This is a genomic window from Bradyrhizobium sp. UFLA05-108 (assembly GCF_059803455.1).
On the sequence record NZ_JBANAZ010000001.1, the window covers coordinates 165,113 to 190,888 of the forward strand.

Sequence of the window (25,776 nt, forward strand, 5' to 3'; positions counted from 1 at the left end):
ACGACGAGCTGAGTTTGGCACGCCTGCGCCCATACTAACGGCTGAGGCCGAAATGGATGGGCATTGCCGGGGTTCTTCACTAGTATCCGCGCGATTTCAAAACAGAAAACTGCTGGGAGTTAAAATATGAAATCAGCATTTTTGGCCGCCGCCGCGGTGTCCGTGTTGTTGGTGGTGCCGGCCTCCGCGCAAACCGCCAATCAAGGCGTCAAGATCGGCATCCTCAACGACCAGTCCGGCGTATATGCCGATTACGGTGGCAAATGGTCGGTTGAAGCCGCCAAGATGGCGATCGAGGATTTTGGCGGCGAGGTGCTGGGGCACAAGATCGAGCTCGTCACCGCCGATCACCAGAACAAGCCAGATCTTGCCACCTCCATCGCGCGGCGCTGGTACGACGTCGAGAACGTCGACATGATCACGGAGCTGACGACATCGTCCGTCGCGCTCGCGATCCATGAGCTCTCCAAGGAAAAGAAGAAGATCGACATCGTCGTGGGTGCTGCGACATCGCGCCTCACCGGCGATGCCTGCCAGCCCTATGGCTTCCACTGGGCCTATGACACCCGCGCGCTCGCGGTCGGCACCGGCGGTGCGCTGACCAAGGCCGGCGGCGACACCTGGTTCTTCCTCACCGCCGACTATGCCTTCGGCTACGCGCTGGAAAAGGACACCAGCGAGATCGTCACCGCCAATGGCGGCAAGGTGGTCGGCTCGGTCCGCGTGCCCCTCAACTCGTCGGACTTCTCCTCCTTCCTGCTCCAGGCGCAGAGCTCGAAGGCCAAGATCGTCGGCCTTGCCAATGCAGGGCTCGACACCACCAACTCGATCAAGCAGGCCGCCGAGTTCGGCATCGTCACCGGCGGCCAGAAGCTTGCTGGCCTCCTGATGACACTGGCCGAGGTCAATGGCCTTGGCTTGCAGGCCGCGCAAGGCCTGGTGCTCACCGAGGGCTATTACTGGGATCTCAACGACAAGACGCGCGGTCTCGGCGAACGCTTCTTCAAGCGCACCGGGCGAATGCCGAGCATGATCCACGCTGGCACCTATTCGGCGACGCTGAGCTACCTGAAGGCGGTCAAGGCCGCCGGCACCAAGGATCCGGAGGCGGTCGCCAAGAAGATGAAGGAACTCCCGGTTGACGACGCCTTCGCGCAAGGCAAGGTGCTCGAGAACGGCCGCATGGTCCACGACATGTATCTGTTCGAGGTCAAGAAGCCGTCGGAATCGAAGAAGCCCTGGGACTACTACAAGCTGCTCGCCACCGTCCCCGGCGACAAGGCCTTCTTTACCGTCAAGGAGAGCGGCTGCCCGCTGACGAAGTGAGTGGCAAGGGCAACGTCAGCTCCACAACTCCGGTGTCGTCCCGGCGAAGGCCGGGACCCAACCCCAGGGAGTAGTTGCGGCGCAAGATCGCGTTTATCAATCTTCGCCAAACTCCGCCCTGAGGTTATGGAGACCGGATCTGCGCTTCGCTTGTCCGGGACGACGATGGTGATTGTTGCCGCCACCTTGCCTCAATGCACCAGCCGCCACAGCACCGCGACGAGCGATCCTATCCACAGCGCGATGCTGGCGAAGGCCTGGATGGCAAATCCCCGGCCGCGCTTGGCGGCTTCCTTGGAATAGCCGATGAAATAGACGATGCGGCCGATGATCCAGACCGCGCCGATTGCGGCCGCGATGGCGTCACTGACATAGATCGCGAACAGCCAAAGCGATGGCAGATCGGCATCCATTCCAGCGTGTTCATCTGGATGCGGAAGGCGCGCTCAAAGTCGGGATGGCCCGACATCGCTGGCACCTTGACGCCAGTCTTCGCACGCGACCGTGCGACATTGATGGTGGTGTAGAAGCAGAACGCTACGGCGAGCAGCGTGATGAGCGCGGTCAGGTGATACATCGCACGGTTCCCCTCGGATCGGCCGATGCTCAATAGCCCGTCAGCTCGAGATAGCCAACGCCGTCATGGCTGCCGGAAAAGCTGATCGGGCCCTCCCAATAGGAAAAGCCGGTGCCCATCCAGGCCGCGGGGTTGAGCGGCTTGCAGGTGATCGTCAGGGAACGCGAGGGGACTACGATCTGCCATTCCACCGGCAGTTTGCGCCCCGCAACCTCGGCCCATCCCCTCGGCGTCATCCGGATGTCGGCGGCAAAGATTTGCTGCGTGCGGCCGTCGGGCGAAATCCAGTTGCCGAACGGATCGTCCTTGCCGTCCTTCTGCCGCAGCCGGTACAGCATCAGCTTGTCGCCAGATGAGAGATGCAGCGACAGCCAGTCCCAGCCGGTCTGGTCGGCGCCAAGCGGCTGGCTGCTCCATTCGCGGTCCATCCAGGCTTGCCCCGACACATCGACCGCCTTGTCGTCGATGACGAGGCTGCCGTGCGCACGGAAAAACGGCTGGCTGTAGTAATACGACGCCTGGCCGCGCTCGGACTTGCGGCTGAAACCACCGTCGCCTTGCAGCACCACCGGACGATCAGCCTGAAGCGTCAGTGCGTAGCTGAAATCGGTGCCTGACGCCTTCAGCGTCAGCGGCGCCAGCTTGCTATCATCGGTGCTCTCAGTGCCCTTCATCTCCCAGTCGTCGATCCAGGCCGCGAACGGCTTTGCATCCACACCCGCCTGCCCGACGCCGCCGCGGGCGAACAGCTCGTTGAAGCGATGGGTGTCGGCGCGGGTCACCGCGGCATGGCCCATCCAGAGCTGTTGATTGGCCCAGCCCTCGCGCTGCGGCCCAGCCTCGGCGGCCTGGCGAAACAGCGTCCATTGCAGGCCGCAAGCCGCGCCACTGGCATCGATCAGATTCGCCGTGAGGTACCACCACTCGATGCGGAAATCGGGGTGCGGGCCGTGGTCGGCGAGGAAGGAAAACACTTTTCCAGGCGTGACCTGCGCAAAGCCATCTGCGGTCTCGCCGAGGCCGGCGTAACCTTGCGCCGCCGTGCGACGCGACAGCGCCAATGCGGCGAGGGCGCCGGCAAATGCGCGCCGCGATAGTCCGTCAGCGCTCATTGGCAAACACCTTCACGAGATCTGCCGGCTGCATCCGCGCGAGCCGCGCCACCGGCAGCAAGGCGGCCAGCAGCGAGGCGAGTAGCGCCACCGCGACCAGCTCGACCAGTTGCAGCGGAAACACGTGGAACGGCAGGCGCCAGCCGAACGCTTTTACGTTGACGATCGCGATCAGGCACCAGGCCACGACGAGACCCAACGGCAATGCCAGCAGCGCCGTGAACAGCGCAACCGCCAGCGTCTTGGTCAGTTCGATCGCAGCAAGGCGCGACCGCGTGAGGCCGATCGCCCAAAGCGGCGCGAGCTGCGGCAGGCGGGAGTTGGCGAGCGTCAGCAGGCTGGTCAGCAGCGCGATGCCGGCGACGCCGAGAGTGAAGGCGTTCAGTGCTCCCGTCACCGCAAAAGTGCGGTTGAAGATGCGGATCGATTCCGCTTTCACCGTTGCCTGGTCGGCGACGCTGCGGTCGTCGAGAGCAAACTGCTTCTGCAGCGCCGTGATCAGGCCGGGAATCCTGTCTCGGGGAACGATGAGTCCGATCCGTGTCTGCGGCGTCTGGGGAAAGCGCCGGATCAACGCCGCGACGTTCACGGCGAGCTGCCCCTTGGGATTGCCGTAATCGGCATAGATGCCGGCGATGTCGAGCACCCAGCTACCGCCCGGCGCGGGGATCTCGATGACATCGCCGACGCGCAGGTTCAATCGCCGGCTCAATTGCTCGCTGACGAAGGCGGCATCGCCCGGCACGAGCTGCGCCCAGGCGCGCGGCGCGGCTTCGAGTAGCGGCCAGCGCTCGCGATAGAGCGGGTGGTCGGGCAGGCCGAACAGCTCCACCGGCTGTCCTTCGAGTTGCGTCTCCGCCCGCCCGCCGCTCAGGATCGCCTGCACCTCGCCGCGCTCGCGCAGCCAAGTCCGGATCGCAACCGCCTTCGCGTTGTCGGGCGCGCCGATATAGACGTCGGCGGCCAGCCGTCCGTTCAGCCAGGTGACGAATGTGCGGCTGAAAGTTTCCACCATGGTTGAGACGCCGACATTGACTGCGAGTGCGAGCAGCAGCGCCATCAGCGCCAGCGAGAGGCCTGATAGCTGCTGTCGGCTGTCGGCCCAGAACCACAACGCAAGCGGGCGGCGCGCGCGGCGCTGGCCAATGAGCAGGATGATCTCGAGCAGCGCGGGAAGGATCAGCGCCGCGCCCAGCATCAGCGCAGCGAGCACGCCGAAGCCGGCGATCAGCGTATCGCCATAGCGCAACAACAGCAGCGCGATTGCGAACACCGCACACGCTGCCGCACCTTGCAGGATCAGCCAGCGCTGCTGCGCCTGCTGCCAGGCCTGCGGTTGCGCAGTTGCAAGCAGCGGCAGCCGCATCGCCTTGACCAGACTCGTTGCCGCCGCGATCATCGCGCCGATGATGCTGATCCCGATGCCGGCGAGCCACCATTCGCCGCGGAGCGAAAGTTGCCCCGGAATCTGCGCGCCATAGAGCCCGCGCAGCGAGGCCGCGACATCCGGCAGCAGCGCCGCCGCGATGACATAGCCGCAGACGAGCCCGACGAGCCCCGCAGCGAGCGCCAGCACCACCAGCTCGATCACCAGCACCGTGTTGAGCAACCGTGCCGAGGCGCCGCAGGCCCGCAGCGTACGCAGCATCGGCAATCGTTGCTCGAAGGCGAGGCCGACGGCCGAATTGACGATGAAAAGTCCGACGAAGAACGACAGCAGGCCAAAGGCGGTGAGATTGAGATGGAAGCTGTCGGTGAGGCGTTCGAGCTCGGTCTCCGCGCTCGGCTCCATCAGCTGCAAGCGGTCGCCGACGACGCTCGCGAGCGGCGCAGGCTTGCTCTTGGCCTTGCCGATCAGGAGCCGCGAGAGCTGGCCTTGCTTGCCAAGCAGCCGCTGTGCGACGCCGATGTCGACCACCAGCACGTCGGGCACGAGCTGCGGCTGCGCATGCAGTGGTGGCAGCTTTGCGCCGCTGCTGATCAGCGGCGCCGCGCCCTCCGCCGCGTCGAGATCGGCGAGCGTCTCCGGCGCCACCAGTGTCTGGCCGGGCGCGGCGACGAAGGCGCGCAAGTCCGACGCGCCGAGCCGCGGCGCATTGCCGACCTCGGCCGGCAGCGTCACCGGCTCGATGCCGAGCAGGCGGAACGAGCGTCCGTTGATCTGGACGCGGCCCTCCACGACCGGCGACACCGGCCAGCCGGCGCGGCTGAGCGCAACGAACAGGTCCTGAGAGAACGTCGCGGCATCGGGCGCGACCAGCATCGGCGTGCGCACGCCGCCGAACGTCGCCGCAGCGCGATCGTAGGCATTGCGCGCCTGCTGGTTGATCGCCTGCACGCCGCTCCACAGGGCGGTTGCCGCAATCAGGCCGATCAGCAGCGTCGCGAGCTGCATCGGATGTCGCCGCCAATGGCTGAGCAGCACGGCAAGGATCCAGAGCGCGCGCCTCATGTGATCCGCCCCGCATGCAGCGTGACGTGGCGGTCGAGCGTGCCGGCCAGGTGCAGGCTGTGCGTCACCATCAAGAAGCCGCAGCCGGTGCGCGCCACGAGATCGCGCGCCAAGGCGAGCACGTCGTCCGCCGTGGATTCATCCAGATTACCCGTCGGCTCGTCCGCGAGCAGCAGTGACGGCTTGATCGCGAGTGCCCGGCCGATCGCGACCCGCTGCTGCTGGCCGCCAGAGAGCTGCTCGGGGTAGCGTCTCAACAGCTTGCCGAGGCCGAGTCGCTCGATCAGCTCGCCGTGCCAGGCGGCATCGTGCCGGCCGGCGATCCGCGCCTGGAAGGCGAGATTGTCCTCGACCGACAGACTCGGGATCAGGTTGAACTGCTGGAAGACCAGCCCCAGCCGGTCGCGCCGCAGCGCTGCCCGCCCTGCATCCGGCAGCGCCGTCATATCGGTGCTTTCGAGCATGATCGTGCCGCCGTCGGCGCCATCCAGCCCCGCGATCAGGTGCAGCAGCGTGCTCTTGCCGCTGCCGGATTCGCCGGTCAGCGCGACACGCTCGCCGGGGCGCACGTCGAGATCGACGCCGCGCAACACATGAACCGGCTCGCCGGCCGAGGAGAAGCTTTTGGAGAGGTTTTTGATGCTCAGCACGATGAATGGCGCCGCACGGAATTAACTGGAATGTTGCGTAGCATAGTTGATGCGGAAATGTCGGGGTTGTGTTGCCGTTCAAGCCGTTGTTAGCTCGCAAGACGGCCAGATCAAAAGCGCCGAAAAACGGCGAGACGGGGAGAAATATGAGCGCTCAGGGAACGCCCAAAGCGGCGGGCAGCACGACAGCCAAGGCAACGCCGAAGGGCGCCTGGACCGTCACCTTTCTCCTGTTTCTCTTCATGGTGGTGAATTTCGCCGACAAGATCGTCGTGGGACTCGCCGCTGTGCCGATCATGACCGACCTGAAGCTCGCGCCGGAGCAGTTCGGCCTGCTCGGCTCTTCCTTCTTTGTCCTGTTCTCGATCTCGACCATCGTGGTCGGCTTCATCGTCAACAAGGTGCCGACGCGCTGGGTGTTGCTGACGCTCGCGGTCATCTGGTCGCTGGCGCAGTTTCCGATGGTCGGCACCGTCAGCTTCGCCACGCTCGTGATCTGCCGCATCGTGCTCGGCGCGGGCGAGGGGCCGGGCTTCTCGGTCGCCGCACACGCGATCTACAAATGGTTTCCAGACGAGAAGCGCACGCTGCCGACCGCGATCCTGTCGCAGGGTTCGGCCTTCGGCGTCATTCTCGCGGTGCCCGCGTTGAACTGGATCATCGTCAACCACTCCTGGCACTATGCCTTTGGTGCGCTCGGCGTCGTCGGCCTGATCTGGGTCGCGGCCTGGCTTGCGCTCGGCAAGGAGGGGCCGCTGGAGGACACGCAACTGCTGGCGGCCACCGAGCCGAAGATTCCCTATGTCCAGCTTCTCACCTCGCGCACCTTCATCGGCTGCGTGGCGGCGACCTTCGGAGCCTATTGGGCGCTGTCGCTCGGTCTTACCTGGTTCACGTCCTTCATCGTCAAGGGACTCGGCTTCTCGCAGTCGGATGCGGGCTGGATATCTATCCTGCCGTGGGTATTCGGTGCCACCATCGTCATTCTCACGGGCTGGATCTCGCAGGTGATGATGGTGCGCGGCGCGACCACGCGCGTTGCGCGCGGCGTGCTCGGCTCGGTGCCCCTCGTGGTCGGCGGCCTCATCCTCGCGGCGATGCCGCACGTGCAGGGGGCGGGGTTGCAGATCGCGCTGCTCGTGGTCGGCTCGGGCCTGTGCGGGGCGATCTACGTCGTCTGCCCGCCGATGCTTGGCGAGTTCACACCGGCTTCGCAGCGCGGCGCCGTCATCGCGATCTACGGCGCACTCTACACGCTCGCCGGCATCATCGCGCCGGCCGTAATGGGCAGCGTGATCCAGCGCGCCGGCTCAATGGTCGACGGCTACTTGACCGGCTACACCATCAACGCCGTGGTCATGATCGGTTCTGGCGTGCTCGGCCTGCTGCTGCTCTGGCCGAACACGGAAAAGGCGAGGCTAACGCGTGGGGCCGGCACTCAGGCCGGTGTGTTGAAGGGCGTGGTGTCGCCGACGTAACGCGCCGCCACCACCACTGTCGTCCTGGACCAGCGAGCGTAGCGAGTGCTGATCCAGGGCCCATGATCACAGGACAACGGAATTGGCACGCTGGTCGCTCCAGCGTGTTTCAAACAACTGCCATTCGGGGTAATGGGTCCTGGCTTTCGCCGGGACGACAGCGGAGAGAGCGCTACTTGGCGCCTTCCGGTCGCCGCTCCGTCAGCAGCGACAAGAACACCGTGGCCACCATGAACACCACCGACGCGCCGAATACCCAGTGCGGCGCGTTCTGGTCCATGATCCAACCGAACAGCAGCGGGCTGATGATGCCGCCGAGGTTGAAACCGGTTGAGACGATGCCAAAGGCGCGCCCGGCTGCGCCCGCCGGCGCCGCATTGCGCACCAGCATGTCGCGCGAGGGTGCGATCACGCCGGAGAGGAAGCCCGCAACAGTCATCGCAACCGTCAGCAGCAAGCCGGGCAGTGCGACGAGCGCAATCAGAAGCACGATCGCCGCGTTCACGGCAAAGCAGGCGGCGGCGAGCTGGCCGTGGCGTTCGGTGCGGTCGGCGAGAAAGCCGCCCGCGAGCACGCCGACGGCGCTTGACCCCAGAAATGCCGTTAGCGCGACATTGGCGGCGGAGTAGGACGCGGCATAGCCGCTCATCAGCGCGACCACGCCGAAATTGCTGATGCCGGCAACTGACAGGCTGAGCAGCATGAACAGCACGGTCAGCATGATCAGCGCCGGCGTGATGACCGCCTGTCTTGGCGCGGCTTCGTTTCCCGGCTTCTTCCTGTGCGCGCCGGCGTCGGGAATGTTGATCACGATGAGCAGCAGCGCGCAGAGCACGCCGATCGCGCCCGATGCGATCAGCGCGCCGGTGCCGCCCGAAACCGTGACGAGCGCAGCCACGATCGCCGGTGCCACCGCGCCACCGAGATAGCCGGCAAATGTGTGGACCGAGAAGGCGCGGCCCATCCGCGCCTCGTCCATGTGCTCGGCGAGGATCGCATAGTCGGCCGGGTGATAGACGCTGTTGGCAAGGCCGAGCAGCACCGCGCAGATGATCAGAGAGACGTAGCTTAAGTGCAGGCCGAGCAGTACGAGGGAGAGTCCGCCGATTACGAGCCCGGTCAGCAGGATCTTTCGCGCGTCGAAATGGTCGACGAGGTAGCCGGTCGGTGCCTGGGTCAGGCCGGACACGACCGCAAACACGGTGAGCGCAAAGCCGAGCTCGATATAGCCGACGCCGAGCTGGCTTTTGAGGAACGGAAACAGCATCGGCAGAACCAGGATGTGGAAATGGCTGATCCAATGCGCGATCGAGATCCCCGTCAGCGTGCGTAGCGCGCTGTCGGTCTTTCCCTCTTGCGGTGCGGCGAGAACGTCGGCCATCGCAGTTCCGTTTCACTTCCTACTATCGAAGCGCAAACTATCGGCGCGCGCGGTTATTTGTCCATGAATGCCCGCGCATGGCAGGTAGTGCGGGCATAGTGCGTCCCCACAGTCGTTCTGGCGTAAGCCAGGACCATTACCCCAGGGCGTAGTTTGGCGAAGACTCGTCGTTCGGTACCGCGACCGATCACAATCGAGAGATCACGCGGTATGGGTCCTGCTTTCGCCAGGACGACATTGGAGTGCGTTGCCGCCCTCACAACGGCTCGTCATCGGTGCCGTAGCGGTCGCGTTTGGGGGTGGCGATGTCGCCGTCTTCATCGTCGTCGTCGGTATCGGGCGGCGGCTGCGGCTTTCTCTTGGTGTCGTCCGCTTTCTTCGGCGGCGGGTTCTTGTTGCCGGCCTTGGCCATGACCTTCTCCGGATGGTGATGCGTCAGCGCATGTTAGCCGGCTTGGGACCAATTTTCTTGACCTCTCTCAAATGGCGAGGCGCTAAGCGGCGCCACCTGGATGGCATCACACCCGTACCACCGGCCCGCCCGCCTTCTTCCAGGCGTCGATGCCGCCCGCGATATGCGCGGTGTTGGCGAGCCCGGCCTGTTTCGCCGCGGCAACCGCCATCGCCGAGCGCTCGCCGAAGGCGCAGAAGAACAGCACGCGGCGACCAGTGGCGGCCGCCACCTCGCGCAGCATGCCACCGGGTTTCAGGCTCTCCTCGATCGACGGATAGGGTGCATGCAGCGCGCCCTCGAGCATGCCGTGCTTGGCGCGCTCATTGCTCTCGCGCAGATCGACCAAGAGGATGTCGGGCCGGCCGAGTGCGCGCATCGCATCGACGGCGCTGAGCGCGCGGCCTTCCTTCTCAAGCTCCTCCTGATGCAGGCCGACATGCATGTTGGCCGGCACCGCCACATCCATCATCTTCGGATTGGGCAGCTTCAGGTTGGCCATCAGCTCGATATATTCGTCGACCGAGCGCACCTGGAGACGGGGATTGTGGCGCTTCTCCTCGCCGATGGTGGAGACGGTATCGCCCTTGTAGTCATGCGCGGGGAAGACCAGCGTCTCCTCCGGCAACTTCAAGAGGCGATTGAAGATCGAGTCGTATTGTGCGCGCGAAGAGCCGTTCTGGAAGTCGGTGCGGCCGGTGCCGCGGATCAGCAGCGTGTCTCCGGTGAAGACGCGGTCGCCCATGAGATAGGAGTAGGAGTCATCGGTATGGCCGGGCGTATACATCACGTCGAGCGACATGCCCTCGATCGTCACTTTGTCGCCGTCGGAGACCCGCATCGCCACCACGTCGGCCTTGCTCTGGTCGCCCATGATGGTCATGCAGTGGGTGCGGTCGCGTAGTTCGCCAAGCCCGGTGACGTGGTCGGCATGCAGGTGGGTGTCGACGGCCTTGACCAGCTTGAGGTCGAGCTCGCGCAGCAATTGGCAGTAGCGGTCGACCTTCTCCAGCACGGGATCGAGGATCAGTGCCTCGCCGCCGGCGCGACTGGCCAGCAGATAGCTGTAGGTCCCGGAAACGCTGTCGAACATTTGGCGGAAGATCATGGCGGAACCCCCGGCGTGAACTGGCTTCCAAGATTCTACTACGGCGCGGGTCAAAAAGAGAAGTAATTCACTGCCTAAACAGGAAGATTTAGAAAATTTTTATTCCGCGTGATGAGGGGGCAAGAGGCCGATTTGGGGCCGGCAGGGCCCAAGAGACGTTAGGGTCATGTTGCCTCAATTACCGCTGTCATTCCCCGCGAAGGCGGGGAATCCAGTACGTCGCAGCTTCTCCGTGTCCCCTGGCCAACCTGTCAGCGATGTGTCCGAACAGGTGTCAGCCATGTCCCCGGGCTAAACACTTCGCGGGCGATGACACCGAAGGTGTCGCGACGCTGTGCCACGGCAACAGGCTTACGGCCTTACCAGCGTGTAGCCATTCTCGGTCAGGAACAGGATCTGGCCGACCCCGACCTGAACGGGCGTCGCGGATGGGATGAAATCCGGCCGCCGGCCGCTCTCCCGCTCGATCGTGTCGACGGTGTTGAGGCAGATGTCGAAGCGGACGCCTTGCGCGATCAGGCTTTCGACCTGCTTGCGGTGGTCGTTGGCGCTGAGCAGGAGGTCGATGCCGGGACCGAACGCGACCACCTCGATCGCAACCTTGTCGGGGTCATAGGCTTTCAGGAGATTGTTGGCGACGCTGAGCACCAGCGCCTGCTTCTTCGCATCACCATCGGAGAGCTGGAGCACGATCTTGTGCTCGGCAAACGGCTTGTCCTGCAAGGGCACCTGCTGCGCGAAGGCAGGCAGCACCATAGGCCAGGCGACCAGCGCCAACAGCATCGCGCGACGATTTGGCGAACGCATCATCCCTGTCCTGCAATTCCCGGATTGTCCTCGACGCCCCTCAGCGCGACGCCGGAGCTTTTGTTCTCGGGCATCCGTCCGGAGCGCAGATATTTTGCGACCACGTCCCAGACAGGCGCGCCCTGCTGGGCGTTGACGGACGCCCAGCCCGCGACCTTGTAGCGTCGGTGCGCCTCGACCGGCATGCCGCTGTCGAGCGTCAGCGCCGAGATGCGGCTGCCGATCGCGGCTGTCGGCGTGCAGGTGTAATTGAGCCCGCCGGCGCGCACCATATCACCGCCCTGCTGGTGGTAGGGATCGGGGTTGAAGAGGTTGTCGCAGATGTCCTCCAAGACGTCCTTGATCTGGCCGCCCGTCATCTCCTGCACATAGGTCTCGGGATAGGAGATTGCGGTCTCCGCCAGCACATCCTCGAGCGTGAGCGGCTGGCCGGCGAGCGCGGTGACCCCCCAGCGAAAGCCCGGAGACAGCGCGATCTCGGTATCGAGCTCGTGGCGCAGTGCCGCGCAGATGAGCTCATCCACGGGGCCGGAAAAGTTGCCGCGGCGATAGAGCAGGCGGTCGGGCGTTGCGAGCTTCTCCGACCAGTCGGTGACGTGCGGCGCGCGCACCTTGCCGATCAGCTCGGCCATCGCCGGATCCGGCTTCAACAGCTCGGAATAGACCGGCAGCAGATGGTATCTGATGTCGCTGACCTTGCCCTTGGCGAGCTGGAGATCGAGCACGGCGAGAAATTTTCCGTTCGAGCCGGCATTGCTGACGAGCGTCGTGCCATTCGCATTCTTCACCGCCACCGGTTGCGGGACGGCGTCATGGGTGTGGCCGCCGAGAATGACGTCGATGCCGGTGACGCGGCTCGCAAGCTTCAGATCGACGTCCATGCCGTTGTGCGAAAGCAGAATCACGGCATCGACCTTGTCATTGCCGCGCAAGCCGTCGACCAGTTTTTGCAGCTCCTCCTCGCGGATGCCAAAGGTCCAATCCGGCGTGAAGCGCTTCGGATGCGCGATCGGCACGTAGGGGAAAGCCTGGCCGATGATCGCGGCGCGATAGCCGCCGAACTCCTTGATGGTCGAGGGCTTGAACACGCGCCCCGTCGCCTTGTCGAATGCGCGTGCGTCGTTGAACGCGGCTTCCTCAGTCAGGAAGACGTTCTGCGCCAGAAACTCGCCCTTGAAGCGCTCGAGATTGTCGCGCAGCGCCTGCTCGCCATAGGTGAACTCCCAATGGCCCGTCATCGCCTCGATGCCGAGCAGATTCGCCACCTCGACCATGTCGCGGCCCTGCATGGTGTTGGCAAGGCCGGTGCCCTGCCAGAGGTCGCCGCCGTCGAGCAGCAGCGAATGCTGCTCGCCGACGTCGTTGCGTAAGCGGTCGATCAGCGTCTTCAGATGCGCAAAGCCGCCGAGCCTGCCGAAGCGGGCCGCGGACTTCTCGAACTCGAAGCAGGTGAAGGCATAGGCGTCCGCGCTGTCGGACCGGATGCCGAAACGCTCGAGGAAGGCGCGGCCGACCAGATGAGGCGGCCGTCCCGCCATCTCGCCGATGCCGATATTGACGCTGGGCTCGCGGAAATAGACCGGGTTGAGCTGCGCATGGGTATCGGTGAGGTGCAGGACGCGCGCATTGCCGAAGCGTTCGAGGTCGTAGATGCTGGTGGTCTCCGCGCCGCGCGCAAGCCGCGGCAGCCCGGCCGTGACGGCGGCAGCGCCTGCGGCTCTCAGGAAATCGCGGCGGCGGATGGTCATCCCAAATACTCCGCCCCTTAAAGAAGAAGATCGTCCAACAGTTCCACGAGAGCCAGTCTAGCGGATTTCCATCGCCTTCCAGGCTTCTTTTTCCGACGTCGCCTGGAAGATCGAGGCCTTCGCCAGCGCTTCGGCCTCCTTGGCGGCGGCAACCGCACGGTCGAAATCGCCGCCATCGCCGGCCTTCTTCGCGGCGGCCAGAGCCGCAATGGTCGGCGTCCACTGGTTGCGCAAGCCGGCCGCTTCCTTGCTGGCGGCTTCCGCCGCAGCATAGGCCGCCTTGTAGTCGGCCTCGCTCGCCGCGCGCGCTGGCGCTGCGGCAGCCATCAGCAGCAACACGAGTGCGACTGATCGCATTCCGATCATCGACGGGGTCATGGCCGCGCTCCCGGGCCGGAGATCGGCAGGCCATTGGCGACGTAGGACAGGAAATATTCGACGTCGCGGTATTCGTCCGACTGCGGTTCCAGTGGAACCGCGCGGGTCTGGCTGTTGCAGGTGACGAAGCGGCGGCTGGTCGTGCCCATGCCGCTCCATTCCGAGCGGTAGATCGGCATCGCGTTCAAAATGCCAAGCGCCGGCGCCAGCACTTCCGCGCGGATGCGCTCGCCCGGGCTCTGCACATGGCAGCTCGCGCAGGAGAAGTTCATCTGCCCACGCCGCGTGTAGAAATAGCGCTTGCCGTTCTCAAAGGCCTCGAACGCGCGCGGATCGTCGGGAATCTTGATGTCCATCAGTTTGCCGCGCGAGGTGAAGGCCATGTAGGCGGTCAGCGAGGCCATCTCGTCCTTGACGTAGGAGTAGGGCGCCTCGCCATTGGCCTCGCGGCAGCGGTTGAGCGCGAGCTCGAGCGTGACGACCTTGCCTTCCTTCTGGTCGAAGTAAGGATAGTTCTGGCGGATGCCGATGCCGCCGTTCGGGAAGCAGTCGGCGTAGGTCTTGCCGTTCTTGAACGGGGTCGAAAACATCTCCTTGCCGGCATCGAGCGCGAACTCGTAAGGCGGGAATTCCTCCTTCTCCTGCCACTGCCGCTTCATGTCCTCGTTCATGGAATAAGGACCGTTGACGAAATCCTCGTGCTTCACGTTCGGAAATTTCTGGAAGAAGAAGTTCTGGAACGCCTTGGCATCGGTGGCCGGATCGATTTTGTCAGCGGCGATCACGCGCTGTGCGGTGAAGCCGAGCGCTGTGAGCGCGACGATCGCGGAGCCGAGCCAGATTGCGGAACGCGTCTTCATCACGAGATCTTCGCGGTGGTCGTATCCGACGCACCCTTGTTGTCGACCCAGCTGATCTTGAGGTCGTCGCCCTTCTTAGCCCCCTTGAAGCTGAACTTGACGTAGGGATCCTTGGAGACCGCAGGCCCCCAATCGGCGACGAACACGTCCTTGCCGTCGTGCGCGAATTTCAGTTCCTGGATGAAGTGCGCCGGGATCAGCTCGCCCTTCGAATCCTTGACGAAGCCGGAATCCATGGGGTGCTGGATCAGCGCCTGCACCTCGGTGATGTCGCCGTTGGCGGTGGCGCGTACGCGAATGGTGGATGCCATCGAACTTGTCTCCTAGCCGCCGCAGCCGCCGACGGTGACCTTGACCTCTTTGGTCGCGCTGAAGAGCTTGCCGTCGGCCTCGACGATCGCGACCACGTTGGTGGTCTTTGCCATCTTCAAACGGTTGGCGACGCTCGGGACCGTGCCGTCCGGAATCTTGTAGCTTGCGGCCAGCGCGTTCGGGTTCTCCGCGACGAGGAACGAGATCGAGGTCACCTTGTCGAGCGTCGTCGTCACCGAGATCGGCACCACGCCGCCGTTCTCGGCGATCTCGGGCGCATCCAGCTTGATCTTGTCGGACGGCTCGGCGGTCCTGCCGTAGAGCGCCTTGATCGCGTCGGCCTCGCTCTTCTGCTTGAATGCTTCTTCCGGATATTTGTCGTTGGCCGCGGCGCGCGCCGGCGAGCTCGCGAACGGCAGATTGCCCAGATTGCCGAGGCCGATCAGCGCAACGGAGGCCGCGCCCTGCAGGATCAGGCGCCGCGTCGCGAGAAGGCCGGTCGTTGCACTCATCTCAGTCTCCTGGTCGATCGCCTCAGCGATCCCTTGGGTATCGGCGCCGCTACAGAGTCTGGAGGAAATCAACGATCGCGTTGATCTCCTGTTCGGTCAAAATCCGGTTCCGTCCGAACGGCGGCATCATGGTCTGCGGATTGCGCTTGGCCTCGTCGAACAGGATCGCGAAGAGCTCGTTGCGATCGGGGTATTTTGTCTTGATGTCCTTCAGCTCGGGCCCGATCGTGCCGGGCAGGTCGCCGCCCCTGATCACGTGGCAGGTCAGGCAATTGCCCTTGCCGCGGTCGAAGGCGAGCTTTTGTCCCTCGCTGGCGGCGGATTGGGCGCGCGCGGGCCCTGCGACGACCGCGGCGAGGGCGGCCAGAATGAAGACCAGAGCGGGCTTCCGGGGAAAGGCGGTCAAGGCGTCGGTCCGAGGCGTTAGGTCGATGATCTCGTGTCGAAATATAGTGCTCAAAGCACAAAGGACCTCGCCTGACAATCGCGACTATGCAGGCCGCAAATTGGAGTTAATATCTTTCGCGTTGCAACCGAAGAGACTATCTGTTCGGCAGTTTCGGCTCTGACAGGCCAATGTTTTTGGGGCGTTTCGGCGTCCGGTGGCATTTTTATTTCGTTATCGTTTTTCCGGGGAGCCTCAATTGGCTGAATATGTCGTCGAATTTGGCAAGGACGGCGGACGGGTCGAGCCCGATGGACGGCTCGATGCGCCGGCGTTCCATCGCAATCACGAGCCGATCTGGGCAGCGCTGGAAAAGCATCTTGCTGGCCGCCGCGGCGATGTGGTCGAGGTCGGCAGTGGAACCGGCCAGCACGTGGTCCACTTCGCTCGCCATGCGCCCGATCTCGTCTGGTGGCCGAGCGACCTCAATCAGCGGCATCTGAAAAGCATCGAGGCCTGGCGCGTCCATTCCGGCCTGCCAAACATCCGTCCGCCGCTGCGGGTCGATCTGTCCGATCCGGACTGGTGCCCGGAGATGAAGAGCGGCGAGGGGCCCAAAGAAGGTCCGAAGGATCTCGCGGCGGTGTTCTGCGCCAACGTCATCCACATCGCACCGTGGAACGTCGCCGAGGGGCTGTTTGCCGGCGCCGGCCGCTATCTGCAGCCCGGCGGAACGCTGTTCCTCTACGGTCCCTTCAAGCGCGGCGGCAAGCACACCGCGCTCAGCAACGCGGTGTTCGACACCTCCTTGCGTGAAGGCAACGCGGAATGGGGCGTGCGCGACGTCGGCGACGTCGAGAAGCTCGCGCAGCACGCCGGCCTCCGCCTCGTCGATCTCATCGACATGCCCGCCAACAATCTCACCCTGGTGTTCGCGAAAGCCTGAGGCGCTGTCGACTAAGGTCTGGGCCACACGCCGCGAAGGAGATGTGCCCCCTCCCCCGCTTGCGGGGGAGGGTTGGGGAGAGGGTGCTTCCACAATCGAGAACCCCCAAGAGGAGAGAGCCCTCACCCGGCGTCGTAGCCGATGCAGCGCATCGGCGTCTCCTAAGAACGGCCGCCCAAGGCGGCCTATGCCGACCTCTCCCGCAAGCGGGAGAGGTGAAGAGAGCCCTTGGCTCGCGCTGATGTAATCAATCGGCCGTTCTGGTTAAGCCGCAACAGCGTCACGCCTCGCCGTCGCGCCAGCCGATCCTGCTCTTCAGGAATTCAAAGCCGAGCACCTGGAAGCCGGCGCGCTCCTTGTTGTCCTTGCCGTAGCCATGGCCGCCTGCGGCCGGCTCGTAGAACCAGGCCTCATATCCCATCGCCTGGAGCTTTGCCGCCATCTTGCGCGCGTGTCCGGGATGAACACGATCGTCCCGCCGCGTCGTGGCGATCAGAATCGGCGGATAGGGCTGGCCGGGCTTTGCGGCATGATAGGCCGAATAGGTCTTCAGCCAGTCCCAATCCTCGGGTTTATCAGGGTCGCCATATTCCGCGATCCAGCTCGCGCCCGCGAGCAGCTTTGTGTAGCGGCGCATGTCGATCAGCGGGATCGTGCAGAACAGCGCGCCGAAACGCTCAGGGTACCGTGTCAGCATGTTGGTGATGAGGATGCCGCCGTTCGAGCCGCCCTGCGCCGCGATGCGCTTGGCTTGCGTCACGCCACGCCGCACGAGATCGGCTGCGACCGCCGCGAAATCATCATGCGACAGCCGCTTGCCCGCCAGCCGTCCGGCATCGTGCCAGCGCGTGCCGAACTCGCCGCCGCCGCGCAAATTCGCCTGCACCGTGGTGCCGCCGCGCTCCAGCCACAGCCTGCCGAGCGCCGGATTGTAGTACGGCTTCACCGAGTGAGCGAAGCCGCCATAGGCGCTCATATAGACCGGCGCCGCGCCGGTCTCACCAGCGGGGCCGGTCTGCACATAGGGGATGCGCTCGCCGTCGATGGAGATGGCCTCGTGCTGCGTGACCACGAGACCGTCGGCAGTGAAGGTCTTCGGCGCCTGCTTGAGCACGGTCGGGCTGGCAACGCCGCGCTCGAGCAGCAGCAGCGACGGCGGCGTCAGCGGATCCTGGACGTTGGCGAGCAGGTCGCCATTGCTTCCGAACTCATGGTGGTCGAGGCGCCAGACGTCGACGACGCCGATCTCGGGAAGCCCGCGCAGCGTCTCGCGACTCCAGCCGCCGGGCGAGGGCGTGCAGATCTCATGGACCGGCCGCAACTCGTCGAGGATCGGAAGCACCAGCTTGCCGGCAGTCCAGAACAGTCCTTGCAACGCACGCCGCGGGCCGGGCACGAACAGGACGGTGAAATCGCGGTTGCCGGCGAGAAAGGCCGAGAGCGAGATGCCGAGCACGCTGTCCGCCGCGTACTCTCGCCCTGCAACGATCCATGGCCGCCGCAGCTTCATGGCGAACCAGTCGCCGTGCGCCTGCATCCACACACCGGTCGGCAGGTCGAGTTTTGTGAGCGCGCCGCCCGTGTCGCGGAGCCAGATCGCGAGATTGAAGAAGTCGACCTGATCGACGATCCAGGCGCGCGGCGCCGGTCCGGTGTCGTCGACGCCGCAATAGACCCGCATGCGGTCGGCGGTGGTCTCGAAGATCACCTGCGCCTGCTCGACCTGTTGGCCGCGCTGCCACAGGCGGATCGTTCTGGCATAGCCCGACGTCGTCGCCATGTCCGCGCCATAGGCGCTGGAGAGCAGCAGCGTATCGGCATCGAGCCAGTCGACGCTGCCCTTTGCTTCCGGCAGCACAAAACCATCGTCGACAAAGCTCCTCGTCGCGATGTCGAACTCGCGCATGGTGACGGCGTCGCTGCCGCCGCGCGACAGGTTCAGGATGACCCGCTGATGTCCTGGGCTCGACGTGATCCAGTTCAGAAGCCAGTCCTCGCCCTCGCTGGCGGCGAGCTGGTCGATGTCGAGCAAGGTCTCCCAGGCCGGCGAGGGTTTGCGAAATTCCGCGAGCGTGGTGCGCCGCCACAGGCCGCGCGGATTGGTTGCATCCTTCCAGAGATTGTAGAGATGGTCGCCGCGCCGGCCGACATAGGGAATATTGTCCGGCCGGTCGTAGATGCCAGCCAGAAGATCGCTGTCGCGCTTGAACGCCGGGCCGCCGAATGTCTCCAGCGTCAGGCGATTCTGCCGCTCGACGAAATCGAGCGCCCGATCGCCTTCGATGTCTTCCAGCCAGAGATAGGGATCGTCGTCAGGCGCGGACGGCGTGGGCCTGTCGTCAACGGGCATGATCCGAACTCCGAAAGCGAACTTGCAAAGGCGAATTTGCAAAGGCTGACTTGATCGAGCGCAAGGCTTTGATAGCGCGGCCTGCTAGGTGCTGTCCAATTGCACCCCCGGCATGGCCCGCGCCCGTTTGCGCCGGTTGTTCGTCCTGCCGCGCCCCTTCATAGTGCCGGGAATCAACAAGCGCCGCCGGGTGGGAATGCCGATGTCAGACGTGACTTTAGCCGACGAGATTGCCAATGACCGCGTACGCGCCAATGTGGTGCGCCTTGCGGCGGCGCAGGCGCTGACCGGCGCCAATTCGGCCGTGATCTTCGCTACCGGCTCGATCGTCGGCGCGACGCTGGCGCCTGACATGTCGCTGGCGACCGTGCCGCTGTCGATGTATGTCCTCGGCCTTGCCGCAGGCACGCTGCCGACCGGCGCGATCTCGCGGCGCTTCGGCCGCCGCATGGCCTTCATCATCGGTACGGCTTGCGGCACGCTCACCGGCCTCGTCGGCTCGTTCGCGATCCTCAATGGTTCGTTCGCGCTGTTTTGCGTCGCGACGTTTCTCGGTGGCCTCTACGGCTCGGTCGCGCAATCCTACCGCTTCGCCGCCGCCGACGGCGCCAGCGCGGCGTACCGGCCCAAGGCGGTGTCATGGGTGATGGCGGGCGGCGTGTTCGCCGGCGTGCTCGGTCCGCAGCTCGTGCAGTGGACCATGGACGTCTGGCCGCCCTATCTGTTCGCCTTCAGCTTCGTGGTGCAGGCGGCGGTGGCGCTGATCGCGATGGGCATCGTTGCCGGCGTCGACATGCCGAAGCCGGCGGCGGCCGATCTGCATGGTGGGCGGCCGCTGCTGCGCATCGTGCGGCAGCCGCGCTTCATCGCGGCGGCGCTGTGCGGCGTCATCGCCTATCCCATGATGAATCTGGTGATGACCTCGGCGCCGCTCGCCATGAAGCTCTGCGGCCTCAGCGTCAGTGATTCCAATTTCGGCATTCAATGGCACATCGTCGCCATGTACGGCCCGAGCTTCTTCACGGGCGCCCTGATCGCGCGCTTCGGCGCGCCGAAAATCGTCGCCGCCGGTCTCTTGCTGGAGGCGGGCGCCGCGGCGATCGGCCTCTCCGGCATCACCGCGATGCATTTCTGGGCCACACTGATTGTGCTCGGCGTGGGCTGGAATTTCGCCTTCATCGGCGCTTCCGCGCTGGTGCTGGAAACGCATCGCCCGAACGAGCGCAACAAGGTGCAGGCGTTCAACGATTTCCTGGTGTTCGGCATGATGGCGATCGGCTCGTTCTCATCGGGCCAGTTGCTCGCGAATTACGGCTGGTCGGCGGTGAACATGGTGGTGTTCCCGCCGGTGCTGCTCGGCCTCGCCGTGCTGTCGTTCGCGTCCTGGGCGCGCCGCCGCAAGGCGCGGCTGGAAGCTGCCATGGGCGAGTTTCCGGATGCGATTTGAGGTGGCTGCTGTTGAGTTCTTCCCGCAGCCTCAGAATCGTAGCGTGGGCAAAGGCGCAAAGCGCCGTGCCCGCCACTTGGCTCTCCGCTGCGTAACAAGAATTGGTGGGCACGCTTCGCTTTGCCCACCCTACGAAGTCACACCTCGCGCTGCTTCAGTAAATCCTCCAGATCCAGCCGACGCGTGAACATCGCGAGCTTGCCATCCGGGGTAAGCGGCCATTGCTCCTTCGGCCGGTCCCAATAGAGCTCGACGCCATTCTCGTCGGGATCGCGCAAATACAGCGCCTGGGACACGCCGTGGTCGCTCGCACCATCCAGCGTAATGCCGGCCGAGAGCACGCGATGCAGCGCATCGGCCAGCGCCGGCCGCGTCGGATAGAGGATCGCGGTGTGATAGAGTCCAGTCGTGCCAGGCGGCGGCGGCGAGCCGCCCTTGCTCTCCCAGGTGTTGAGGCCAATGTGGTGGTGATAGCCTCCGGCCGAGATGAAGGCCGCGCCGGAGCCCATGCGCTGCATCAGCTCAAAGCCGAGCACGCCGCAATAAAAGCCGAGCGCGCGGTCGAGATCGGCGACCTTCAGGTGAACATGGCCGATCCGGGTCCCGGGATTGACTGCTGGATTTTGCGACATGCTGCTGCTCCGTTTCTCCGCTCCACATAGGGGTTGCTGCGAGACAGTGGAACTGGCCTATCCAGAAACCCAGCGTTTCCGGATTGGCAATTAGCTCAGCTCGGACACCTCGCCCTCAGGCAGCTCGAACTCGAAACTGTTCAGCGTCATCGACACCAGCGTGTAGTAGCCGCACAGGCCGATCACCTCGACGAGCCCGCGCTCGCCAAGCAGCGCGACCGCCTCGTCATAGAGGCCCTTCGCCAGCCCATGAGCCTCGTGCAGCGACTTCGCGACGTCGTAGATCATCTTGCCCTTCGGATCGTCGAACTCCGGCGTGCGGCGGTCGCGGATCGCGTCGATAATCTCTATCTTCATCCCGCCCTGAAGCGCCAGGCGCTTGTGCGCATACCATTCGTAATGCGCGGTCCAGTGCCGCGCCGTCACGAGAATCGCAATCTCCGAGAGCTTTGCGGGAAAGACGGTGTTGAAGCGCATGACCTCGCCGAGCCGCGTCGCGTGGCGCGCCATCTCGGGGCTGTTGAGCCAGGCCATCATCGGCGCCGGCGGCTTGCCGCGTTTTCCGGCAATCGACTCGTCATAGGTCTGCCGCTGGTCGTCGCTCATTTCGCCAGGCGAAAGTAGTTTTAGGCGCATCGTCGTTTTTCCTGTCTTTTCAAGCTTCGCCGTGACGGCGAGTATAGCCCGATGACGAATAAGGTGAGTAGCCGTCGCACGCGGAATAGGTTGAATTCCGCGGTGCGATGGCCCAGAGTCATCAGCAACAAGCTGACCTTGATGGACGGAAACGACCCATGACTGACTCTAAAGCGCCGGATGCTGAATCAATCGAGCTCGAAACATTCCGCAACGAGACCCGCGCCTGGCTGGAAGCCAACTGCCCGCCGGAGATACGCAAGCCCGCAACGTCGGATGCCGACGTGTTCTGGGGCGGGCGCAACGCGAAGTTCTCGTCCGAGCCGCAGCGCGTCTGGTTCGAGCGCATGCGCGACAAGGGCTGGACCGTGCCGGACTGGCCGAAGGAATATGGCGGCGGGGGCTTAAGCGCTGCCGAGCACAAGGTGCTGCGAAGCGAGATGGCAAAGATCGGCGCGCGGCCGCCGCTGTCGAGCTTCGGCATCTGGATGCTCGGCCCGGCGCTGCTGAAATACGGCACCGAGGCGCAGAAGAAGGAGCATCTGCCGAAGATCGCGGCGGGCCTGATCCGCTGGTGCCAGGGTTACTCCGAGCCCAATGCCGGCTCCGATCTCGCTTCGCTGCAGACCCGCGCGGAGAGCGACGGCGACGATTTCGTCATCACCGGCCAGAAGATCTGGACGTCCTATGCGAACTACGCCGACTGGATCTTTTGCCTGGTGCGTACCGATCCAGCGGCGAAGAAGCATGACGGCATCAGCTTCATCCTGTTCGACATGACCTCGAAGGGCGTCTCGACCAAGCCGATTCTCTTGATCTCCGGCTATTCGCCGTTCTGCGAGACCTTCTTCGACAATGTCCGCGTGCCGAAATCGCACGTCGTCGGCAGCGTCAACCGCGGCTGGGACGTCGCAAAATATCTGCTCCAGCACGAGCGTGCGATGATCTCGGGCATGGGCGAGCGCGGCGTCGGCCGTCCGCTTGGCCAGATCGCAGCCGATTCCGTCGGCTCCGATGCGCTGGGGCGGCTCGGCGATGCGATGCTGCGCGGCCAGATCGCGAGCTTCGATGTCGATGAAGCGGCGCTTGCAGCCTGCGCGGAGCGTGCGGTCGACCTCGCCAAGGCCGGGCAGGCGCATCCGGCGTTCTCCTCCGCGATGAAATATTACGGTACCGAGCTCAACAAGCGCCGCTACGAGATCCTGATGTCGGCCGGGGGCGTCGACGCGCTGGAATGGGAGAGCGAGCGTTCAAAGCAGGGCGCCCGTCCGCGGGCCTGGCTGCGCACCAAGGCCAATTCGATCGAGGGCGGTACGTCCGAGGTGATGCTCGGCATCGTCGCAAAACGCATCCTCGATCTGCCGGGGGCTTAAGAGAAGTCCTCGTCCTGAGGAGCGGCCGCAAGGCCGCGTCTCGAAGGACGGCCTCATGGTTCGAGACGGCGCTGACGCGCCTCCTCACCATGACGATCAACACCGAATCCAGTCGAACAGCACTTTGTTGGAGCCCACCATGGCCCTCGTCCTCACCGAAGAACAATCGATGCTCCGCGACTCCGCGCGCGGGCTGATCAGCGACAAGGCGCCGGTGTCGCATTTGCGGCACTTGCGCGATAGCAAGGATCCGACCGGCTTCTCCAAGGAGCTCTGGCACTCCTTCGCCGAGATGGGCTTTTCCGGCCTCCTCGTGCCGGAAGAGTTCGGCGGCAGCGGGCTCGGCTGCGTCGAAGCCGGGATCGTCATGGAGGAGATTGGTCGCACGCTGATGCCGTCGCCGTTCCTCGCCACCAGCGTGGTCGCCGCGTCCGCGCTCACGCGGGGCGGCAATCCCGTACAGAAATCGGACTATTTGCCGAAGATTTCGAACGGCTCGCTGCTCGCCAGCCTCGCGATCGACGAGGGCGCCAAGCACCGGCCGCTCCAGACCAATCTGCAAGCCGTCCGCGCCGGCAACGGTTTCAAGCTCTCCGGCGCCAAGGCGCTGGTCGTCGACGGCCATGTCGCCGACCTCCTGATCGTCGCGGCGCGCACGGCGGGGTCCGCCGGCGAGCGCGAGGGGGTGACGCTGTTCCTGGTCAACCCTGCGGCGAAGGGTGTCGCCGTCGAGCGCACCATCATGGTCGACGCGCATAATGCGGCGCGCATCGAGTTCAACAATGTCGAGGTCAATGCCGACAGCGTGCTCGGCGAGGTCGATCAGGGCGCCGGCCTGCTCGACGGCGTGCTCGATATCGGCCGCGGCGCGGTCGCCTCGGAAATGGTGGGCCTGAGCGAAGAGGTGTTCGGCCGCACCGTCGAGTATCTGAAGCAGCGCAAGCAGTTCGGCAAGCTGATCGGCGAATTCCAGGCGCTGCAGCACCGCGCAGCCGAGCTCTATGTCGACATCGAGGTCACCCGCGCCGCCGTCATGAAGGCGATGCAGGCGCTCGATGCCGACGTCGCCAAGGCGGCCTCAGCCGTCGCGGTCGCCAAGGCGCGCGCCGGCACCACCGCGACGCGCGCGGTGCAGGAAGGCGTGCAGATGCATGGCGGCATGGGCATGACCGACCAGTTCGACATCGGCTTCTTCATGAAGCGCGCCCGGGTCTGCGAGGAATTGTTCGGCGACGCGAACTACCATGCCGAGCAGCTGGCACGGGCACGAGGGTATTGAGCTCTATCCCCTCATGGTGAGGAGGCGCGAAGCGCCGTCTCGAACCATGAGAGCCCGGCTCTCGCGTCTCGGCCTTCATCCTTCGAGACGCGCGTTCCGCGCTCCTCAGGATGAGGGGAGAGAGCGGCACTTGCGTTGAACGAAGGTAGGCGTCATCGCCCGGCTTGACCGGGCGATCCAGTACGCCGCGGCTTCTCCGCATACGTCTGACGCCTCTGGAATACTGGATCGCCCGCCCCAGTGCGCAATTGCGCACTGGGCGGGCGATGACACTTGTGCTTGTGGTGGGTGCGCGCCTCAAGCTCGTCATTGCGAGGAGCGAAGCGACGAAGCAATCCAGCCTGTCACCGTGGAAAGACTCTGGATTGCTTCGCGGAGCCTGTCATCGGGCCGCGCTTCGCGCGGACCCGGTGGCTCGCAATGACGGCACAGAGACCTCTCACCGCATCGGCGGCGCGTACTGCACACCGCCCGCGTTCCAGAGCTGGTTCACGCCGCGCGGGATCTTCAGCTTGGATTTCTCGCCGATATTGCGCTCGTACATCTCGCCGTAATTGCCGACGTGGCGGATGATGCGCACGGCCCAGTCCTTGGTCAGGCCGAGCTGCTCGCCGTAATTGCCTTCGGTGCCGACCAGGCGCATCACCTCGGGCTTCTTCGACTTCAGCGCTTCGTCGATGTTCTCCGAGGTGACCCCTAATTCCTCGGCGTTGATCATGGCGTAGAGCGTCCACTTCACGATCATCATCCAGTCGTCGTCGCGCTGGCGCACGACGGGTGCGAGCGGCTCCTTGGAGATCATGTCCGGCAGGATCAGGTGATCGCCGGGCTTGGACAGGTTGAGCCGCAGCGCGTAGAGCTGAGAGACGTCGGCGGTCAGCGTGTCGCACTTGCCGCTGTCGTAGGCCTTGACCACGTCCTCGAGCTTGTCGAACTTCACCTCTTCATATTTCATGTTGTTGGCGCGGAAGTAGTCGGCGAGGTTGAGCAGCGTCGTGGTACCCGACTGCACGCAGACCTTGCTGCCGTCGAGATCCAGCGCAGTCTCCTTGTTGCGCGAGCGCGGCAGCATGAATCCTTCGCCGTCGTAATAGGCGACCGCCGGGAAATAGAGGTCGTAGTCGAGCTCACGCGCCATGCTCCAGGTCGAGTTGCGCGAGAGGATGTCGACTTTTCGGCTCTGCAACTCCTTGAAGCGCTCGCTGGCGTCGAGCGGAATGAACTTGGCCTTGCTCGGATCGTTGAAGATGGCGGCCGCAACCGCGCGACAGAAATCGACGTCGAAACCGGTCCAGTTGCCCTTGTCGTCGGGAATCGAGAAGCCCGGCAGACCCTTGTTGACGCCACAGAAGACCTCGCCGCGCCGGACCGTGCGCTTCAACGTGCGGGTGTCGTACATCTCGTAGACAACGGCCAAAGCACCGACCAGGACGGCGACCGCGAGCCCGATCAGCAGGCCGCCTCGAAAACTGCGCATGATTTGTCTCTCTCGAAAAATCGGGAAAAGGAGTTTGGACGAAGGGGGACAGCATGATCCGGAAGAGTGCGAAGCGGTTTTCCAAAAAGATCATGCTCA

The 25,776-nt window shown here is 64.5% G+C and carries 23 protein-coding genes and 1 pseudogene; 6 read left to right on the forward strand and 18 right to left on the reverse strand.

Translation table 11 applies throughout. The features are described from left to right. Positions 1-126 precede the first annotated feature (126 nt). Entirely contained in the window at positions 127-1,326 is a 1,200-nt protein-coding gene (locus SO140_RS00705; protein ID WP_449377810.1) for an ABC transporter substrate-binding protein, read from the forward strand. Positions 1,327-1,517: 191 nt separating this feature from the next. Here SO140_RS00705 and SO140_RS00710 read toward each other — a convergent pair. The 4 genes and pseudogenes from SO140_RS00710 to SO140_RS00725 form a co-directional block, all read right to left on the reverse strand. Next, positions 1,518-1,903: pseudogene (locus SO140_RS00710) on the reverse strand (MAPEG family protein). Positions 1,904-1,932: 29 nt separating this feature from the next. Further along, positions 1,933-3,015, reverse strand: a complete 1,083-nt coding sequence (locus tag SO140_RS00715; protein ID WP_449377809.1) for a lipocalin-like domain-containing protein — start codon at positions 3,013-3,015, stop codon at positions 1,933-1,935. Continuing rightward, the gene (locus SO140_RS00720) at positions 3,005-5,467 is read right to left on the reverse strand and encodes an ABC transporter permease (RefSeq protein ID WP_449377808.1); all 2,463 of its coding nucleotides are present in this window, start codon (positions 5,465-5,467) and stop codon (positions 3,005-3,007) included. The genes SO140_RS00715 and SO140_RS00720 overlap by 11 nt, the downstream gene beginning before the upstream one ends. Next, complete coding sequence (locus SO140_RS00725) at positions 5,464-6,117, reverse strand: ABC transporter ATP-binding protein (RefSeq protein WP_449377807.1); 654 nt, start codon at positions 6,115-6,117, stop codon at positions 5,464-5,466. The genes SO140_RS00720 and SO140_RS00725 overlap by 4 nt, the downstream gene beginning before the upstream one ends. A gap of 146 nt (positions 6,118-6,263) precedes the next feature. Between SO140_RS00725 and SO140_RS00730 the strand changes: the two genes are divergently transcribed. Beyond that, the gene (locus SO140_RS00730) at positions 6,264-7,595 is read left to right on the forward strand and encodes an MFS transporter (protein WP_449377806.1); all 1,332 of its coding nucleotides are present in this window, start codon (positions 6,264-6,266) and stop codon (positions 7,593-7,595) included. A gap of 172 nt (positions 7,596-7,767) precedes the next feature. On the opposite strand, the gene SO140_RS00735 is transcribed toward SO140_RS00730, so the two are convergent. From SO140_RS00735 to soxX, 10 genes are all read right to left on the reverse strand, one after another. Continuing rightward, positions 7,768-8,976, reverse strand: coding sequence for an MFS transporter (locus SO140_RS00735; RefSeq protein ID WP_449377805.1), 1,209 nt, complete (start codon positions 8,974-8,976; stop codon positions 7,768-7,770). 256 nt (positions 8,977-9,232) lie between these two features. Further along, positions 9,233-9,388 (reverse strand): hypothetical protein, encoded by a 156-nt coding sequence (locus SO140_RS00740; protein WP_449377804.1) that lies wholly within the window; start codon positions 9,386-9,388, stop codon positions 9,233-9,235. Between the two features lie 106 nt (positions 9,389-9,494). Then, positions 9,495-10,535: an MBL fold metallo-hydrolase gene (locus SO140_RS00745; RefSeq protein ID WP_449377803.1), complete on the reverse strand. Its 1,041-nt coding sequence runs from the start codon at positions 10,533-10,535 to the stop codon at positions 9,495-9,497. Between the two features lie 351 nt (positions 10,536-10,886). Continuing rightward, entirely contained in the window at positions 10,887-11,345 is a 459-nt protein-coding gene (locus SO140_RS00750) for a DsrE family protein (protein WP_449377802.1), read from the reverse strand. Then, positions 11,342-13,090, reverse strand: a complete 1,749-nt coding sequence (soxB, locus tag SO140_RS00755) for a thiosulfohydrolase SoxB (RefSeq protein WP_449377801.1) — start codon at positions 13,088-13,090, stop codon at positions 11,342-11,344. The genes SO140_RS00750 and soxB overlap by 4 nt, the downstream gene beginning before the upstream one ends. Before the next feature lie 57 nt (positions 13,091-13,147). Beyond that, positions 13,148-13,468, reverse strand: coding sequence for a hypothetical protein (locus tag SO140_RS00760; RefSeq protein ID WP_449377800.1), 321 nt, complete (start codon positions 13,466-13,468; stop codon positions 13,148-13,150). Then, the gene (soxA, locus tag SO140_RS00765; RefSeq protein ID WP_449377799.1) at positions 13,465-14,328 is read right to left on the reverse strand and encodes a sulfur oxidation c-type cytochrome SoxA; all 864 of its coding nucleotides are present in this window, start codon (positions 14,326-14,328) and stop codon (positions 13,465-13,467) included. The genes SO140_RS00760 and soxA overlap by 4 nt, the downstream gene beginning before the upstream one ends. After that, positions 14,328-14,639: a thiosulfate oxidation carrier complex protein SoxZ gene (gene soxZ / locus SO140_RS00770; RefSeq protein WP_449377798.1), complete on the reverse strand. Its 312-nt coding sequence runs from the start codon at positions 14,637-14,639 to the stop codon at positions 14,328-14,330. The genes soxA and soxZ overlap by 1 nt, the downstream gene beginning before the upstream one ends. Positions 14,640-14,651: 12 nt before the next feature. After that, positions 14,652-15,152: a thiosulfate oxidation carrier protein SoxY gene (gene soxY / locus SO140_RS00775; protein WP_449377797.1), complete on the reverse strand. Its 501-nt coding sequence runs from the start codon at positions 15,150-15,152 to the stop codon at positions 14,652-14,654. Positions 15,153-15,201: 49 nt separating this feature from the next. Next, on the reverse strand, positions 15,202-15,558 hold the full coding sequence (gene soxX / locus SO140_RS00780) for a sulfur oxidation c-type cytochrome SoxX (protein ID WP_449377796.1): 357 nt from the start codon (positions 15,556-15,558) through the stop codon (positions 15,202-15,204). 238 nt (positions 15,559-15,796) lie between these two features. On the opposite strand from soxX, the gene SO140_RS00785 reads away from it, so the two are divergent. Then, positions 15,797-16,483, forward strand: coding sequence for a DUF938 domain-containing protein (locus SO140_RS00785; protein WP_449377795.1), 687 nt, complete (start codon positions 15,797-15,799; stop codon positions 16,481-16,483). 280 nt (positions 16,484-16,763) lie between these two features. On the opposite strand, the gene SO140_RS00790 is transcribed toward SO140_RS00785, so the two are convergent. Beyond that, positions 16,764-18,833, reverse strand: coding sequence for a prolyl oligopeptidase family serine peptidase (locus tag SO140_RS00790; protein WP_449377794.1), 2,070 nt, complete (start codon positions 18,831-18,833; stop codon positions 16,764-16,766). Positions 18,834-19,035: 202 nt separating this feature from the next. On the opposite strand from SO140_RS00790, the gene SO140_RS00795 reads away from it, so the two are divergent. After that, positions 19,036-20,280 (forward strand): MFS transporter, encoded by a 1,245-nt coding sequence (locus tag SO140_RS00795; RefSeq protein ID WP_449377793.1) that lies wholly within the window; start codon positions 19,036-19,038, stop codon positions 20,278-20,280. 137 nt (positions 20,281-20,417) lie between these two features. On the opposite strand, the gene SO140_RS00800 is transcribed toward SO140_RS00795, so the two are convergent. Both SO140_RS00800 and SO140_RS00805 read right to left on the reverse strand, forming a co-directional pair. Further along, positions 20,418-20,912, reverse strand: coding sequence for a VOC family protein (locus SO140_RS00800; protein ID WP_449377792.1), 495 nt, complete (start codon positions 20,910-20,912; stop codon positions 20,418-20,420). Between the two features lie 90 nt (positions 20,913-21,002). Next, entirely contained in the window at positions 21,003-21,548 is a 546-nt protein-coding gene (locus tag SO140_RS00805) for a carboxymuconolactone decarboxylase family protein (protein ID WP_449377791.1), read from the reverse strand. Positions 21,549-21,706: 158 nt separating this feature from the next. On the opposite strand from SO140_RS00805, the gene SO140_RS00810 reads away from it, so the two are divergent. Further along, entirely contained in the window at positions 21,707-22,921 is a 1,215-nt protein-coding gene (locus SO140_RS00810) for an acyl-CoA dehydrogenase family protein (protein ID WP_449377790.1), read from the forward strand. Between the two features lie 139 nt (positions 22,922-23,060). Next, on the forward strand, positions 23,061-24,200 hold the full coding sequence (locus SO140_RS00815) for an acyl-CoA dehydrogenase family protein (RefSeq protein WP_449377789.1): 1,140 nt from the start codon (positions 23,061-23,063) through the stop codon (positions 24,198-24,200). 439 nt (positions 24,201-24,639) lie between these two features. On the opposite strand, the gene SO140_RS00820 is transcribed toward SO140_RS00815, so the two are convergent. After that, on the reverse strand, positions 24,640-25,677 hold the full coding sequence (locus tag SO140_RS00820) for an amino acid ABC transporter substrate-binding protein (protein ID WP_498542190.1): 1,038 nt from the start codon (positions 25,675-25,677) through the stop codon (positions 24,640-24,642). Positions 25,678-25,776 lie beyond the last annotated feature (99 nt).